The sequence below is a fragment of the Coprococcus phoceensis genome (genome assembly GCF_900104635.1).
GTDB lineage: Bacteria > Bacillota > Clostridia > Lachnospirales > Lachnospiraceae > Faecalimonas > Faecalimonas phoceensis.
In genome coordinates this window covers 2,470,113-2,486,603 of record NZ_FNWC01000007.1, presented here as the reverse complement: position 1 = coordinate 2,486,603, position 16,491 = coordinate 2,470,113, and the positions used below count along the sequence as shown (strand labels likewise).

Annotated in this window: 15 protein-coding genes; all 15 read left to right on the top strand. The window is 45.1% G+C overall.

Annotated elements, in window-relative coordinates; translation table 11 throughout:
- The first annotated feature begins 539 nt into the window (after nucleotides 1–539).
- The 15 genes from BQ5364_RS15350 (at nucleotide 540) to BQ5364_RS15290 (ending at nucleotide 16,475) form a co-directional block, all read left to right on the top strand.
- Nucleotides 540–2,702, top strand: a complete 2,163-nt coding sequence (locus BQ5364_RS15350; RefSeq protein WP_071144609.1) for a HelD family protein — start codon at nucleotides 540–542, stop codon at nucleotides 2,700–2,702.
- A 206-nt stretch (nucleotides 2,703–2,908) separates the two neighbouring features.
- Nucleotides 2,909–3,328 (top strand): winged helix-turn-helix domain-containing protein, encoded by a 420-nt coding sequence (locus BQ5364_RS15345; protein ID WP_181968199.1) that lies wholly within the window; start codon nucleotides 2,909–2,911, stop codon nucleotides 3,326–3,328.
- Nucleotides 3,329–3,749: 421 nt separating this feature from the next.
- On the top strand, nucleotides 3,750–4,148 hold the full coding sequence (locus BQ5364_RS15340; protein ID WP_002569238.1) for an IME relaxosome accessory protein: 399 nt from the start codon (nucleotides 3,750–3,752) through the stop codon (nucleotides 4,146–4,148).
- Complete coding sequence (locus tag BQ5364_RS15335; RefSeq protein ID WP_002569237.1) at nucleotides 4,120–5,742, top strand: IME_Rho_tet family element relaxase; 1,623 nt, start codon at nucleotides 4,120–4,122, stop codon at nucleotides 5,740–5,742. Before BQ5364_RS15340 ends, BQ5364_RS15335 begins: the two co-directional genes overlap by 29 nt.
- A 185-nt stretch (nucleotides 5,743–5,927) precedes the next feature.
- The gene (locus tag BQ5364_RS17555) at nucleotides 5,928–6,140 is read left to right on the top strand and encodes a hypothetical protein (protein ID WP_002569236.1); all 213 of its coding nucleotides are present in this window, start codon (nucleotides 5,928–5,930) and stop codon (nucleotides 6,138–6,140) included.
- On the top strand, nucleotides 6,130–6,879 hold the full coding sequence (locus BQ5364_RS15325) for a putative phage replisome organizer (RefSeq protein WP_002569235.1): 750 nt from the start codon (nucleotides 6,130–6,132) through the stop codon (nucleotides 6,877–6,879). The genes BQ5364_RS17555 and BQ5364_RS15325 overlap by 11 nt, the downstream gene beginning before the upstream one ends.
- The gene (locus BQ5364_RS15320; RefSeq protein WP_002569234.1) at nucleotides 6,876–7,730 is read left to right on the top strand and encodes an ATP-binding protein; all 855 of its coding nucleotides are present in this window, start codon (nucleotides 6,876–6,878) and stop codon (nucleotides 7,728–7,730) included. Before BQ5364_RS15325 ends, BQ5364_RS15320 begins: the two co-directional genes overlap by 4 nt.
- Nucleotides 7,727–7,915, top strand: coding sequence for a transposon-encoded TnpW family protein (locus BQ5364_RS15315; protein ID WP_002569233.1), 189 nt, complete (start codon nucleotides 7,727–7,729; stop codon nucleotides 7,913–7,915). The genes BQ5364_RS15320 and BQ5364_RS15315 overlap by 4 nt, the downstream gene beginning before the upstream one ends.
- A gap of 111 nt (nucleotides 7,916–8,026) precedes the next feature.
- Nucleotides 8,027–9,637, top strand: coding sequence for an IME_Rho_tet family element recombinase (locus BQ5364_RS15310; protein WP_002569232.1), 1,611 nt, complete (start codon nucleotides 8,027–8,029; stop codon nucleotides 9,635–9,637).
- A gap of 21 nt (nucleotides 9,638–9,658) precedes the next feature.
- Entirely contained in the window at nucleotides 9,659–9,820 is a 162-nt protein-coding gene (locus BQ5364_RS18955; RefSeq protein WP_083382882.1) for a Maff2 family mobile element protein, read from the top strand.
- Between the two features lie 12 nt (nucleotides 9,821–9,832).
- A complete protein-coding gene (locus BQ5364_RS15305; RefSeq protein WP_015524554.1) occupies nucleotides 9,833–10,702 on the top strand; it encodes a VirB6/TrbL-like conjugal transfer protein, CD1112 family in 870 nt (289 codons plus the stop codon).
- A gap of 23 nt (nucleotides 10,703–10,725) precedes the next feature.
- Nucleotides 10,726–11,190 carry a PrgI family protein gene (locus tag BQ5364_RS15300; protein ID WP_005344185.1) on the top strand — a complete coding sequence of 155 codons (465 nt, stop codon included), beginning with the start codon at nucleotides 10,726–10,728 and terminating at the stop codon, nucleotides 11,188–11,190.
- The gene (locus tag BQ5364_RS15295; protein WP_207646126.1) at nucleotides 11,072–13,528 is read left to right on the top strand and encodes a VirB4-like conjugal transfer ATPase, CD1110 family; all 2,457 of its coding nucleotides are present in this window, start codon (nucleotides 11,072–11,074) and stop codon (nucleotides 13,526–13,528) included. Before BQ5364_RS15300 ends, BQ5364_RS15295 begins: the two co-directional genes overlap by 119 nt.
- 16 nt (nucleotides 13,529–13,544) lie before the next feature.
- On the top strand, nucleotides 13,545–13,655 hold the full coding sequence (locus BQ5364_RS17835) for a hypothetical protein (RefSeq protein ID WP_008688066.1): 111 nt from the start codon (nucleotides 13,545–13,547) through the stop codon (nucleotides 13,653–13,655).
- Nucleotides 13,656–13,673: 18 nt separating this feature from the next.
- A complete protein-coding gene (locus BQ5364_RS15290; protein ID WP_054335776.1) occupies nucleotides 13,674–16,475 on the top strand; it encodes a CD1108 family mobile element protein in 2,802 nt (933 codons plus the stop codon).
- The last annotated feature ends 16 nt before the right edge of the window (nucleotides 16,476–16,491 follow it).

Here is a 16,491-nt window from a genome sequence, read left to right as displayed (position 1 = left end):
TGGAATCATGGATAACTCTATTCACAGCACATGGAAAAGCTAAAGTGCAGCTTTCCCACGTCCTGCAAACAGAGTTACCCACAATTCCATGATACAGCCAGTTATACACATTACGCACAATGCCGACTACTACGGAATCCAACTCATTTTTTCACAGAACAAGATTTGCTTTTACAGAAAGAGATTATAGGTTGGAATGGAGATACGGGAACCTGCGTAGAGCACAGCGGAAAAGTTGAAGAAACTGATTGAGGAAGAATTTGCCGGGCTTGTGTTTCTGTCTGCTGAAGATATGGAGTAATAACAAATTGGGACATAATGGTATAACTCTTTGTCCCAATTTGTTTATTGTTTAAATTACCCGTATTAGAATTGATATGCTTGTAGAAATCAAATATCTAACATAATTCCTCCCATTGTAATAATACCATACAAATTTTATGAATACAAGACTGTTTATATAAGCTGACACATGCTAAACTAGCCTAGCAATGTTTCAGTAAAACTTTCTTTCATTTTTCAAGGAGGTCATAATCATTATGGGGAATAATCAGACAGAAAAAGCGTTTGAAGAAAAAAGATTAGCACAAACAATCTCTTTAGCCGAGGAACAATTAAAGCAGGCAAAAGAAGCGGCAGACAAAAAAAAATCAGAAATTATCGAAGCCAAAAAAGATGTGCGTGAAAATACAGAACACGGCATTACATCACTGTATACATCAGACGGTTTCGAGGCACTTGTTGAATTAAGCCAATATATCAATCCTGTTACAGACAAAATTATAGATTATGAAGAAGAAGAACATAAAATACTTCTGTTAGAAAAGATGATAAAATCGCCCTATTTTGCCCGAATTGATTTTAAATTTGATGATGAGGACGAATTTGAAAAAATATACATTGGACGTTCTTCTCTACGAAAAAACAGCTATCAAGAGATGTATGTTTATGATTGGAGATCGCCGATTGCCAGTGTTTTCTATCGTTTTATGACAGGCGAAGCGTTTTATGACGCTCCATGTGGACGAGTAGCAGGCGAACTCAATTTGAAACGCCAATATGAAATAAAAAACGGAACACTGGAATATTTTTTTGATTCAGATGTTCAGATTGTTGATGAATTTTTAAGGCAATTACTGTCACAAAACACTACTGCTAAAATGAAAGCTATTGTTGAAACAATTCAGCATGAACAGGACGTGGTTATTAGAGATATGGAAAATGACCTGCTAATGGTACAGGGTGTAGCGGGAAGTGGAAAAACCTCTATTGCGCTCCACCGGGCTGCTTATCTTATGTATCAAGGTTTACAAACAAAGCTGTCCGCAAATAACATTATGATTATTTCCCCCAATTCTATATTTGAGCAATATATTTCAAATGTATTGCCCGAATTGGGAGAAGATAATGTTATTTCTTCCGTGTTTGAAGATATACTTAGTGAGTTATTAAATGGCAGGAAAATTCAGTCAAGAAATGATTTTTTAGAAAACTTGATTGTCAATTCAAAATACAAGGAAATTTCAAGAAATAGTATAGAATTTAAAACGTCAAGTTTTTTTAGGGAAATTTTAGACCAATTTCTCATTGATATACCCCGCCAGTGGATAGAATTTGAAGATGTTTATTATGAGGGAAAATGCGTTGTAAGCAGGCAAATTCTAAAAGACAAGATATTAGGAAGACCAGAAACACCATTAGGCATAAAATTAGAACAATTAGAAGATTATATTTTTGAACAAATATTTGGAACAGGAAAAGGGCGGGGGCATAAAGAAGAAAAAAATCTAATCAAGCAGGAAATACAGAAATTTATAAAAATTGACATTGTTGAATTATATAAAATATTATTTAGCAATGAAGCCTATTTTTATAGCCTGCTGCAAAATAGCAATCCGTCACAAAACATAAAAAATATTTGGAAATATACTAAGGAAAATTTGGAAGCAGACAGCTTGTATTATGATGACGCAATAGCAATCGCTTATTTGTATTTAAAAATATACGGAACAAATAAATATAAAAATATTAAGCAGGTAGTCATTGATGAAGCACAGGACTACTACCCTCTCCAATATGAAATATTTAATTTGCTATTTTCTAATGCCAAATTTACTATTTTAGGAGATATGAAACAGACTCTTGCCAAAAAAGAAGATATTTCTTTCTACGAACAAATTCAAAAAATATTGAACAAGAAAAAATCTTCTCTTATTATGTTGGATAAAAGTTTCCGTTGTACGAATGAAATTTTAAATTTTAGTTTGAAGTTCATTGAACAAAGTTCACAGATAAAAAGTTTTAATCGGAATGGCGATAGCCCAAAAGTATATATTGCTGATAATTCCGAAATCTTCATTGATGAAATTGTTAAGGAAATAAAATTATGCCAAGAGAAAGGGTTTCAGTCGATATGCTTAATTTGTAAAACCGAAAAAAATTCAACCTATCTATTTAATAAAATTAAACACAAACTTGATATTCAATTAATTAAAAATGGGAGCGTATCAGATTTACAAGGCGTGTTTATCTTACCAGTATATATGTCAAAGGGATTAGAATTTGATACTGTTTTAATTTGTGATGCAGATAGCCAAAACTACCATGATGAAGATGATAAAAACCTCTTATATGTTGCCTGCACAAGAGCGCTTCACAAACTTAGCTTATTTTGTGAAAATGAGGTTAGCCCGCTGATATAGATAAATTTACAATATATTGAATTGCCTAAATGCCAAACGCAGCATAAGTGCATATGAACAAAATGATAATAATTAGACAGACCATCTTTCTCTTTTAATGGCATTAAATTGACATTACGCTCTCTATCATATATATTTGTTGCTTACTGTCAAAAACACGACAGAAAAATATAGTTTAAATTCAACGGATAAAAGAGGTAATGAACATGGGGAAATTACTACTGCTGACACTTAACGAACAAGAGGAAACAGCGATTGACAAAATCATATCGGCAATATCTGATTATATACAGATTGAACCCATGCAGATCACAACCGCTTCCGTGTTATCTTTTCCGGGACTGGAAATAAAGCAGAACCAACGCCGGGTATTTCAAGACGGGGAGGAAGTAAGCCTTACCCGCCTTGAATACAGTGCCCTTGTATATCTTGCTTCCAACCCCGGCATTGTCCTCACACGGACACAAATATTTGAAGCCGTTTGGAACATGGAAAGTGAAAGCTGCCAGTCAAGCGTTGCAAATGTGATTTACAACCTGCGGAAAAAAATAGAGCCGGACAGCCGCAAGCCCACCTACATCAAGACGGTTTTAGGCATGGGCTACAAGTTTGCTTCCGGGGAATGAAAAACAAATAACCGCCGCCCATTATGGCGACATACCATGACAGGAAATCAAGAAAAGGTTTCCTGTTTTTTTGCGCTAAAAAACGAGCCGATTTTTCAACTTTGTCGAAAAGTTTTATCAAAAAGTTTCCAAAAACTTTGCCATATTTGCATTTCTCTGCGTAGTAAGGAATGGAGGGGGAAATTTACGCTGTTTTCTTAGAGCAAGATTCTACCGCAGTACCAAAATTCGCTTATCGCTCATTTTGCCCCTGCGGGAATCTTGTTGGGGAGTGCCTTCCCCAAACCCTGCTTATGCGGCTTACGCCGCTGGAAAATCCCTCAAAATAATTTTTCGGATTTTTCAAAAACAGTTCCGCTTTACACCCTGTTTTTCTCCTATTAGTGAGAGGACACCACGCACAGCCGAAGGAGGTTTTACCATGCGAAAACGATATAACACGCCGCACCGCAGCCGGGTAGTCAAGACACGCATGACCGAGGAAGAATACGCCGAGTTTGCGGAAAGGCTTTCTGCTTACAACATGAGCCAAGCCGAGTTTATCCGGCAAGCCATAACCGGGGCAGCCATACGCCCCATCATAACCGTTTCCCCCGTCAATGACGAGTTGCTTGCCGCTGTCGGGAAGCTGACCGCCGAATACGGCAGGATCGGCGGCAACTTAAACCAGATAGCCCGGACGCTGAACGAGTGGCACAGCCCCTACCCGCAGCTTGCCGGGGAGGTACGGGCGGCGGTTTCCGACCTTGCTGCCCTAAAGTTTGAAGTCTTGCAGAAAGTGGGTGACGCTGTTGGCAACATTCAAACATATCAGCTCTAAAAATGCGGACTATGGCGCAGCGGAAGCCTATCTCACATTTGAGCATGACGAGTTTACCATGAAGCCCACCCTTGATGAAAACGGGCGGCTGATACCGAGGGAGGATTACCGCATTTCTTCCCTCAACTGTGGGGGCGAGGATTTCGCTGTTGCCTGTATGCGGGCTAATCTCCGCTATGAGAAAAACCAAAAACGGGAAGATGTGAAAAGCCACCACTATATCATCAGCTTTGACCCACGGGACGGGACAGACAACGGCTTGACCGTAGACCGGGCGCAGGAGCTGGGCGAGCAGTTCTGTAAAGAGCATTTCCCCGGACACCAAGCCTTAGTCTGCACCCACCCGGACGGGCATAACCACAGCGGCAATATCCATGTGCATATCGTCATCAACTCCCTGCGGATTTATGAAGTCCCGCTTCTGCCCTACATGGACAGACCAGCCGACACACGGGAGGGCTGCAAGCACCGCTGCACCAACGCCGCTATGGAATATTTCAAGAGTGAAGTCATGGAGATGTGCCACCGGGAGGGGCTTTACCAAATCGACCTCCTAAGCGGCAGCAAGGAACGGATAACCGAACGGGAATACTGGGCGGCAAAGAAAGGACAGCTTGCCCTTGATAAAGAGAACGCTGTCAGAGAAGCCGCAGGACAGCCGACCAAGCCCACCAAGTTTGAAACGGACAAGGCGAAGCTGCGCCGGACGATACGGCAGGCACTTTCCCAAGCTGGCAGCTTTGACGAATTTTCTTCCCTTTTGCTGCGGGAGGGTGTGACCGTCAAGGAGAGCCGGGGGCGGCTTTCCTACCTCACGCCGGACAGGACAAAGCCTATCACAGCCCGGAAGCTGGGGGACGATTTTGACAAGGCTGCTGTCCTTGTCCTGCTTACGCAGAACGCCCACAGAGCCGCCGAACAGAGCAAAGCCATACTCGAATACCCTGCCGCGGTTAAAAAGCTGTCACAAGGGGAAAAAACCACAAAAACCACCCCGGCAGACAACACCTTGCAGCGCATGGTTGACCGGGAAGCCAAGCGAGCCGAGGGCAAGGGCGTGGGCTATGACCGCTGGGCGGCAAAGCACAACCTAAAGCAAATGGCAGCTACCGTTACCGCCTATCAGCAGTACGGCTTTTCTTCCCCGGAGGAACTGGACGAAGCCTGTTCTGCCGCCTATACCGCCATGCGGGAAAGCCTTACAGAGCTGAAGCAGATGGAAAAGACGCTGAACGGGAAAAAGGAGCTGCAACGGCAGGTGCTTGCCTATTCCAAGACCCGCCCTGTCCGGGACGGGCTGAAACAGCAGAAAAACGCCAAAGCAAAAGCAGCCTACCGTCAGAAGTACGAAAGCGACTTTATCATAGCAGACGCAGCCGCCCGCTATTTCAGGGAAAACGGCATTTCCAAGCTGCCGAGCTATAAAGCCCTGCAAGCAGAGATTGAAACCCTTATCCAAGAGAAAAACAGCGGCTACAACGATTACCGGGCAAAACGGGAGGAATACCGCCGCTTACAGACTGTCAAGGGCAATATCGACCAGATTTTACACCGGGAGCGCAAGCCTGTGAAAAGGCAGGAACAGGAACGATAAAAACCGCCCCAAAATGTACCCGAACCTATACAGAACAAGGGGGCTGCCCCGTACCCTATCCGCAAATACCAAAGGATTTTTTAACGGGCTTATAGGGCAGAAAAAACCCGAAAATGATACCGAGATGATACAGAATTACCGCCGATACCGCCACACCAGCGGAAACGGCAGAAAGGAGCGCACCCATGCCAAGAATGAGCAAGAAACGGCGGCTGGAATGGTCTTTTTTCCTGCGGCAAGTGAAAGTCGGGAATTCCACCTGCGATCGTATCACATACAATGACCTCTGCCGGGGCTGTACCCATAGCTGCAAGCAGAGCTTCCGGGCGGTTATCATACTCTGCCCCCACTACTACTCCAAACGCCGGAAAAAGGAGGACAGGGACAATGGCAGATAACCGCAAGTATTACTACCTCAAGCTGAAAGAGAACTTTTTTGACAGCGACTCCATTGTGCTGCTGGAAGATATGAAAGACGGGATTTTATACTCCAATATCCTCTTGAAGCTGTACTTAAAATCGCTGAAAAACGGCGGGAAATTGCAGCTTGACGAGCATATCCCCTACACAGCGCAGATGATAGCGACACTGACCCGCCACCAGATAGGGACGGTTGAGAGGGCTTTAGAGATTTTCCGGCAGTTGGGGCTTGTGGAGCAGCTTGACAGCGGGGCTTTCTATATGACCGACATTGAGCTGATGATAGGACAGTCCTCTACCGAAGCCGAGCGGAAACGGGCTGCAAGACTGGAAAACAAGGCACTTTTACCGCCCCGGACAAAAGGCGGACATTTGTCCGACATTCGTCCACCAGAGATAGAGATAGAGTTAGAGAAAGAGATAGAGATAGAAAAAGAGAGAGAGGGAGAAACGGGACACCCCGCCCCCGCCGCTTATGGCAGATACAACAATGTGATACTGACCGATACAGAGCTTTCCGGGCTAAAAACAGAGTTGCCCGACAAGTGGGAGTATTATATTGACCGGCTTTCCTGCCATATCGCTTCCACCGGGAAACAGTACCACAGCCATGCAGCCACCATTTACAAGTGGGCGCAGGAGGACGCTGCCAAAGGCAAGGCTGCCCCGAAACAGGGCATACCCGATTATTCATGCAAGGAGGGCGAGAGCTTATGAAAAACGGAATTGAAGCTATGATTACGGACATTACAGCCACTACCGCCGAAGCGGAGGACTACACAGGCGAGGACGGGCTTTTATACTGCGGTAAGTGCCATACGCCCAAAGAAGCCTATTTTGCAGAGGGAAAGACTTGTTTCGGGCGTGACCGCCACCCGGCAGAGTGCGACTGCCAGCGGGCAGCCCGTGAAAAGCAGCAAGCCGCCGAAAGCCGACAGAAGCACCTTGAAAAAGTGGAGGACTTGAAACGCCGGGGCTTTACCGACCCTGCTATGCGGAACTGGACATTTGAGCATGACAACGGCAGAAACCCGCAGACCGAAACCGCCCGCTTTTATGTGGAGAGCTGGGAAACCATGCAGGCTGAAAATATCGGCTACCTGTTTTGGGGCGGCGTGGGGACGGGAAAAAGCTACCTTGCCGCCTGTATCGCCAACGCCCTTATGGAAAAAGAGGTTGCCGTCTGCATGACAAACTTTGCAACGATACTGGGTGACCTTGCCGCCAGCTTTGAGGGCAGGAACGAATATATTTCCCGCCTTTGCAGCTACCCTCTGCTGATACTTGATGATTTCGGTATGGAGCGAGGAACAGAATACGGGCTGGAACAGGTTTACAGCGTGATTGACAGCCGTTACCGAAGCGGCAAGCCGCTGATCGCCACGACCAACCTCACGCTGGAGGAATTGCAGCACCCGCAGGACACGCCCCACGCCCGTATCTATGACAGGCTGACTTCCATGTGCGCCCCCGTCCGCTTCACGGGCAGCAACTTCCGAAAGGAAACCGCACAGGAAAAGCTGGAACGCTTAAAGCAACTGATGAAGCAGCGAAAGGAGAGCCTATGACAGAAACGAAACAGACAAGCACCACCAAAACAGACCGCCGCCCGGACTGTGTGACGGAAATCCGCATGGGCAACTCCGTCCTTACCGTTTCCGGCTTCTTCAAGCAGGGCGCAACCGACACCGCAGCCGACAAGATGATGAAAGTGCTGGAAGCGGAAGCTGCTACACAAAAAACGGCGATTTGACCGACCATAAAGAAGCAGATTTGACGCTTTTGCCGCTATACAGACAGCCGCCCCATGTGGTACAATCAAGGTACGGAATAGTGGGGCTGGCTGTCGGAAACGGAGGATTTTATGTTAAGACAGACCAACCAACAACCAATTACCGCCCTTTACCCAAGACTATCCCATGAGGACGAGCTGCAAGGCGAAAGCAATTCCATTTCCAATCAGAAGCGTATCCTTGAAACCTATGCAAAGCAGAACGGCTTTTCCAATCTGCGCTGGTACACGGACGACGGTTATTCTGGTGCGAACTTTCAAAGACCCGGTTTTCAAGCCATGCTTGCGGACATTGAAGCCGGAAAAGTCGGGACAGTTATCGTAAAGGATATGTCGAGGTTAGGGCGAAACTACCTGCAAGTGGGAATGTACACGGAAATGATTTTCCCACAGAAAGGTGTCCGCTTCATCGCTATCAATGACGGAGTGGACAGCGCACAGGGCGACAATGACTTTGCCCCGCTGCGGAATATCTTTAACGAATGGCTGGTGAGAGATACGAGCAAGAAAATCAAAGCAGTAAAACGCTCAAAAGGCATGAATGGCAAGCCCATCACAAGCAAGCCTGTGTATGGCTACCTCATGGACGAGGATGAAAATTTCATTATTGACGAGGAAGCTGCACCCGTAGTCAAGCAGATATACAACCTCTGTCTTGCCGGGAATGGTCCGACCAAGATAGCCCGTATGCTCACAGAGCAGCAAATCCCCACGCCGGGAACGCTTGAATACCGCAGGACGGGCAGCACCCGCCGCTACCACCCCGGCTATGAGTGCAAGTGGGCGACCAATACCGTAGTGCATATCCTTGAAAACCGGGAATACACAGGCTGTCTGGTAAATTTCAAGACAGAAAAACTTTCTTACAAAGTCAAGCACAGTGTAGAAAATCCCCCGGAAAAGCAAGTGATTTTCGAGAACCACCACGAGCCTATCATAGACACCCAAACATGGGAACGGGTGCAGGAGCTTCGCAAACAGCGCAAACGCCCAAACCGCTATGATGAAGTGGGTTTGTTCTCCGGCATACTGTTCTGTGCGGACTGCGGCAGCGTGATGTATCAGCAGCGATACCAGACGGACAAGCGCAAGCAGGACTGTTATATCTGCGGCAACTACAAGAAACGCACCCATGACTGTACGGCGCACTTTATCCGCACCGACCTCTTGACCGCTGGTGTACTCTCCAATCTGCGGAAAGTGACCAGCTATGCGGCAAAGCATGAAGCCCGGTTTATGAAACTCTTGATTGAGCAGAACGAGGACGGGGGCAAACGCAGGAACGCCGCCAAGAAAAAGGAACTGGAAGCCTCCGAGAAACGCATAGCCGAGTTATCCGCTATCTTCAAGCGGCTGTATGAGGACAGCGTGACCGGGCGCATATCAGACGAGCGTTTCACAGAGCTGTCGGCAGACTATGAAGCAGAGCAACGGGAGCTGAAAGAAAGAGCCGCTGCTATTCAAGCGGAGCTTTCCAAAGCACAGGAAGCCACCGTGAACGCAGAAAAGTTTATGAATGTTGTCCGGCGGCATACCAGCTTTGAAGAACTTACCCCTACTCTGCTGCGGGAGTTTGTAGAGAAAATCGTTGTGCATGAGTGCAGCTATGACGAGAACAAGACCCGCAGACAGGACATTGAGATTTATTATTCTTTTGTTGGCAAGGTGGACTTGCCCGAATAACCGCCCGACCTATCCGACACAATGCGCAAGTGCCGGATAGGAACGGCAAAATTTTTTACACTTCTATTACTTCTTTATCGCACATCAGTAAAGAGCCAGGGCATCAAACAGCTGATGGCTGGTGCCGGAATCATGCTGCTGGGAACTACCCTGATTCCACAGCTGGCAACATTGTTCTCTTAAGAGGAGTGGTAGATGAACACCATCATTGAGAGAATTACGGAAGCGATAAAGGATATCCTGATTGGGCTTATCAAGTCAAGTTTGGATAACATGTTCACGTCTGTCAATGAGCAGGTGGGAACCATAGCCGGGCAGGTGGGACAGACACCGCAGGGATGGAATGCAGGGATTTTTAATCTGATTCAGAATATATCCCAAACGGTGATCGTCCCCATTGCGGGACTGATCATCACCTTTGTCCTGTGCTATGAATTGATCACGATGGTAACACAGAAAAACAATTTCCATGAATTTGAGACTTATAACATTTTCCTCTGGATCTTCAAAGCGTATGTAGCCATTTATCTGGTGACAAATACGTTTAATATCACGATGGCGGTCTTTGATGTTGGCCAGCATGTGGTCAACAATGCCGCCGGGGTGATATCAGGAAACACTGCGGTGGATGCAACAGAAGCAATTTCACGGATTGTGGATGCCCTGGAGGATATGGAGTTAGGGGATTTGTTCCTGCTATCCATGGAAACGATGTTGATCAGTGTTACCATGCACATTCTGTCAATTATCATTACGGTAATCTTGTACGGAAGAATGATAGAAATTTACCTTTATACTTCCATAGCACCAATTCCGTTTGCCACCATGACCAATAAGGAATGGGGCAATATCGGAAACAATTATTTAAAAGGCTTGTTCGCACTGGCATTTCAGGGATTCTTCATGATGGTCTGTGTGGGAATTTATGCAGTTTTAGTAAATGCAATGACCATATCCAGTGACCTTCATGCAGCAATGTTTTCAGTAGCGGCTTATACCGTGATTCTTGCTTTTTCATTATTCAAGACCGGAAGCCTTAGCAAATCGATATTTAATGCCCACTAACGGGCAGGAAAGGAGCGCATACCATGGCGTATGTACCAGTACCAAAAGACCTTACCAAGGTCAAAACAAAAGTAGCGTTAAATCTGACAAAGCGGCAGCTGATTTTCTTTTCACTTGCCGCAGTTGTGGGAATTCCGTTTTATCTGGTCATGAGAAAACCAATCGGTTCCAGTATCGCAGCCATCCTGATGGTAACGATCATGCTTCCGTTTTTCTTCATGGCAATGTATGAAAAAGACGGTCTTCCCTTTGAAAAAGTGGTGGCAAATATCATTCGACAGAAGTTTATCTGTCCGGCAGTAAGACCATATAAGACAGAAAATTTTTATCAGGAGATTTCCACCCTTGTGAAAAAGGAGGGTGTGCCGGATGGCAAAAAAGACAAAGCAGGAGGCTCAGCAGGAGCGTCTGTCCCTGGCGGAAAAAAGAAACCGTCAGGAAAGAAGAAACAAAAAAAGCAGAAAAGAAAGAGAACAGGAAAAGCGTAGAAAGAAGCAGGAACGGGATCGCAGGAAACAGAAAGGCATTCCTACAACTGCACAGCAGAGCATTCCGTATATTCGGATGCTGCAGGATGGTATCTGCCAGGTGACAAAGACCTTTTTCTCTAAGACGATTCAGTTTTATGACATCAACTATCAGCTTGCATTAAATGAGGATAAGACCACGATATTTGAAAATTACTGTGATTTCTTAAATTACTTTGATTCTTCCATCAGTGTGCAGCTGTCCTTTATCAATCAGCAGGTGGATGTGGCAGAATTTGAGAAAGGTATTGATATTCCGGATCAGAACGATGACTTCAATGCCATTCGTGAAGAGTACCGTACTATGCTGAAAAATCAGCTTTCCAAAGGAAATAATGGTCTGGTGAAGACAAAGTATATCACTTTTGGAATCGAAGCAGAAAGCCTGAAGGTGGCAAGACCGAGGCTTGAAAGAATTGAAACAGATATCTTAAATAATTTTAAGATTCTGGGTGCACAGGCACATTCCTTGAATGGTCTGGAAAGGCTGGAGATTCTGTATCATGTGTTCAACCAGGATTGGATCGAACCATTTAAGTTCCAGTATAAGATGCTTCCGGAAACCGGATTAAAGACCAAAGATTTTATTGCACCGACTTCCTTTAACTTTTCCAAGAATCAGACATTTTTGATGGGAAGAACGATGGGAAGTGTAAGTTATCTGCAGATTCTTGCACCAGAGCTGACAGATCGGATGCTTGCAGATTTTCTGGATGTAGATGACAGTATTAATGTCAACATCCATATCCAGTCTATTGACCAGAGTTCAGCGATCAAGATGATCAAGAGCAAGATTTCAGATTTGGATAAGATGAAGATCGAAGAGCAGAAACGAGCGGTACGTTCCGGTTATGATATGGACGTTCTTCCATCGGACCTTGTGACTTATGGAGAAGAAGCGAAGAATCTGCTGGAAGATCTGCAGTCCAGAAATGAGAGAATGTTCCTTGTAACGGTTCTGGTTATGAATACCGCAAAGAAGCGTCAGAAACTGGATAATAATATTTTCCAGGTGCAGGGGATTGCACAGAAATATAATTGTTCCTTAAAACAGCTGGATTATCAGCAGGAATCAGCACTTATGTCCTGTATTCCGCTTGGAGTCAATCGAATTGAAATTCAGAGAGGGCTTACCACATCATCAACCGCAATTTTTGTGCCATTTACGACACAGGAACTGTTTCAGGAAGGGGAAGCTCTTTATTATGGACTGAATGCGTTATCCAACAACATGATCATGGTTGACCGGAAACGTCTGAAGAACCCAAATGGACTGATTCTTGGTACACCAGGTTCCGGGAAGTCGTTCTCAGCAAAGAGAGAAATCACGAACTGTTTCCTGATTACAGAAGATGATATCATCGTCTGTGATCCAGAAGCCGAGTATTCGGCACTTGTGCAGGCACTGCATGGGCAGGTGGTTCGGGTTTCGCCGGTATCTGACCAGTATATCAATCCGATGGATCTGAACTTGAATTATTCCGAGGAAGACAATCCGCTGTCATTAAAAGCAGATTTTATTCTGTCTTTGTGTGAACTGATCGTTGGTGGAAAGAACGGACTGGAACCGGTAGAAAAAACGATTATTGACCGTTGTGTGCGGTTAGTATATCAGGAATACCTTGCCGATCCAATACCGGAGAAGATGCCAATCCTGGAGGACTTATACAACCTTCTGAGAAAACAGGAAGAGCCGGAAGCACAGCGGCTGGCTACTTCATTAGAGATCTATGTTACAGGCTCTTTGAATGTATTTAACCATCAGACAAACGTGGATATCAATAACCGCATTGTATGCTTTGACATCAAGGAACTTGGTAAGCAGCTGAAAAAGATTGGGATGCTTGTCATTCAGGATCAGGTTTGGAACAGGGTAACGATGAACCGTTCTGCCCATAAGTCCACCAGATACTATGTGGATGAGTTCCATCTTCTTTTGAAGGAAGAGCAGACCGCAGCTTATAGTGTGGAGATATGGAAGCGATTCCGTAAATGGGGTGGTATTCCAACTGGCATCACCCAGAATATTAAGGATTTGCTGTCTTCCAGGGAAATTGAGAACATTTTTGAAAACTCAGACTTCATTTATATGCTCAACCAGGCTTCCGGAGACAGGCAGATTCTTGCAAAACAGCTGAATATCTCACCAACCCAGCTGTCCTATGTAACCAACAGTAATGAGGGGGAAGGACTTCTGTTCTATGGAAATGTCATTATCCCGTTCGTAGACAGATTTCCGAAGAATTCTCTCTATAAAATCATGACAACCCGCTTAGAGGAGACTTCCGAAGCAGGTTAAATCAAAGGAGAAAACAATGTTACGAGCAATTTCATATGTATTAACTTTTAGTGGCGGTGCTGTATTTGGCATCGCTTTTCTCTGTTTATTACAGGCAGGGAAAGGGTATCCAAAAAAGGAGGAGTAAGCATTGGCAGAACAGAGAATGAAAGTCAGGGATAAAAAAGTCCAAAAGATGACCAAGGATGGTCTGGTGGAAGAAAACCTGACAGATAAATCTTCTGTTTGTGTCAGTAACCGTGCCAGTGATGTACAGATGGGAATAAAACAGGGGGAAAAAGAAGAAAACCTTGTGGATAAGTCTCACCGCCAGTCTGAACGGAGTGGGAAAAATATTCGTCCCTCTGTGCAAAAATCCAGAGATGCACCGGAACTGATACGGGCAGAGAAGCAAAGTGAGGATCTTGGACAGAGTAGAAAACAGCAAAATAGAAAAAGAATCCGTGCTGAAGTCGGAAAAGAATCCAGACTTGCAGAAAAATCCGAAGCCGGACAGTCAGGGAGACTGAAAGAAAAACGTGCGGATCTATCAGAAAACAGAGGAGACAGCCGGAGAAATCAGACCGGTGGTAGCAAAAAGCCAAAACAAAAACAGCGTTTGAAGTTTGCTTATGAGGAAACTGGTGCTTCTGTGAAAAATGATAAAGATATGGAGAAATTGAACCAGATGGATACGGATGGAGTCAATTTCCGACATCAGAAACAGAAGGAAAAAGCCAAAAAGTTTTCTTATGAGGAAGCAAAAAAGAAGAAGGAAGCAAAGCAGCATTCCAAGAAGGCACAGGTCTATCAGGCAAATGATGGAGAAGCTCCTGGAAAGAAGAAATCCCGCTTGAAGTTTGGCGAAGGGGAATCTGTGAAAACAGAAAAAACTTCTGTTGTCAAGAAAGCAGGAAGTGCAGCTTCCGCAGCATTGCACCGTGAGATCAGCAAAAATGAAGACGATAATGCGGCGGTAGAAGGTGCCCATAAGTTAGAAGAAAGCGGCGAAGGTGTTTACCGGCTGGAACAGAGAAGTGCCAGACGCAGGAAACAGAGGGCATTCAGAAAAAGAAGCAGACTTGAAAGACAGGAAGAGAAACAGACACAGGCGGCAGCCCGTCAGGAACAGAAGAAACTGAAAAAACAGATTCAGAAGCAACAGATCAAACGGGATTATGCCAAAGCGAAGCGAAGTGAACAGACAGTAGGAACAGCTACAAAAGGTACGATTGATTATATCAAGAAGATTGGCGGCAAAGTCACCAACTTTTTTAAAGAAAACCGGAAGGTGTATATCAGTGTAGCAGTTCTGATCGGATTGATGTTTCTGATCATAACGAATGTCACGTCATGCTCTGCAGTGTTTTTACAAAATGTGATCACTTACACCGGAACCAGTTATCTGTCATCGGATCAGGCAATCCGGGAAGCGGAACTGTATTACACACAGCTGGAAGCTAATCTGCAGGAGCGGATCAACAATATGGAATCTGAAGAACCAGGACATGAGGAATACCGATATAACATCGGACCTATTGAGCATGATCCGTTTATCCTGATTAGTTATCTGTCTGCAAAGTATGAAGAATTTACTTTTGAACAGGTCAAGCCGGAGCTGGACGCCTTGTTTGCAGAGCAATATCATTTAACTACTGAAGCAGTCAATGAGACTGTAACGGAGACAGCAACAGTAAGAGTTGGAGAATCTTTGGGACAGGTTGTGACCAGTGGATATTGTAACTGTCCAATCTGTTGTGGTATTTGGAGCGGAGGACCGACTGCCAGTGGAGCATATCCAACTGCCAATCATACCTTAGCGGTAGATGCTTCCAATCCGTTTGTTCCAATGGGAACAAAGGTAGTTATGAATGGTGTCGAATATACCGTAGAAGATACCGGAGCTTTCGCAAGATACGGTGTACAATTTGATGTCTATTATGACAGTCATGCGGCAGCATCTGCACATGGACATCAGACCTGGGAATGTTATCTTGCAGATGATAACGGAAGCAATGAAGTCGAAGTGACCAGAATCAGAGATGTGGACACGCTGAATGTAACATTGACCAGTGGAAACCTGATGTCAATCTGTCAGGACAGGTTGGGATTTTTCCAGAAAGAACTGTTCAGTGCCTACAACGATACCAAAGGCAACCTGCAGATGTTTGCAACACCGGTTGATTTTAACTGGTATTCCAGTGTGACCAGCTATTATGGATATCGGATTCATCCAATATCAGGAGCAAATCAGTTACACAATGGTATGGATATCGGAGCACCGGAAGGGACAAAAGTAATGGCAGGGCTGACCGGAACGGTTACAACTTCTGCTTATAACGACAGCTATGGCAATTATGTTGTAATCAAGGACAGTAAAGGCTATGAACTGCGGTATGCACATTTAAGCAGCCGGAGTGTATCTGCAGGTGCATCCGTCACGAAAGGTGATGAGATCGGTCTTGTAGGAAATACCGGAAATTCTACAGGAAGCCATCTTCACATTGAACTTTTGAAAAATGGAGAGCGGTTAAACCCGATCTTTTATCTGGAAACAGGAGAAGGGACAGGCTTTGGTGGTAATGAATATACCAGTGAAGCAGCGCAACGTTTACTGGAAGAGGCTGCAAAATATCTTGGAACACCGTATGTGTGGGGCGGATATTCCCCAAGTGGATTCGATTGTTCCGGATTTGTCAGCTACTGTCTGGTTCATTCCGGGGTAAGAAATACGGGAAGGCTGACTGCACAGGGACTGTACAACATTTGTACGCCAGTATCCCAGTCAGAAGCACAGCCAGGAGATCTGATCTTCTTTACCGGAACCTACGATGCAGGAGAACCAGTAACGCATATTGGAATCTATGTGGGCAATGGTCAGATGATCCATTGTGGGCATCCGGTTCAGTACACGTCCATCAACTCTCCATACTGGCAGAGCCATTTCTATGGATTCGGGCGATGGTAAGGAAAAGGGCGGTATA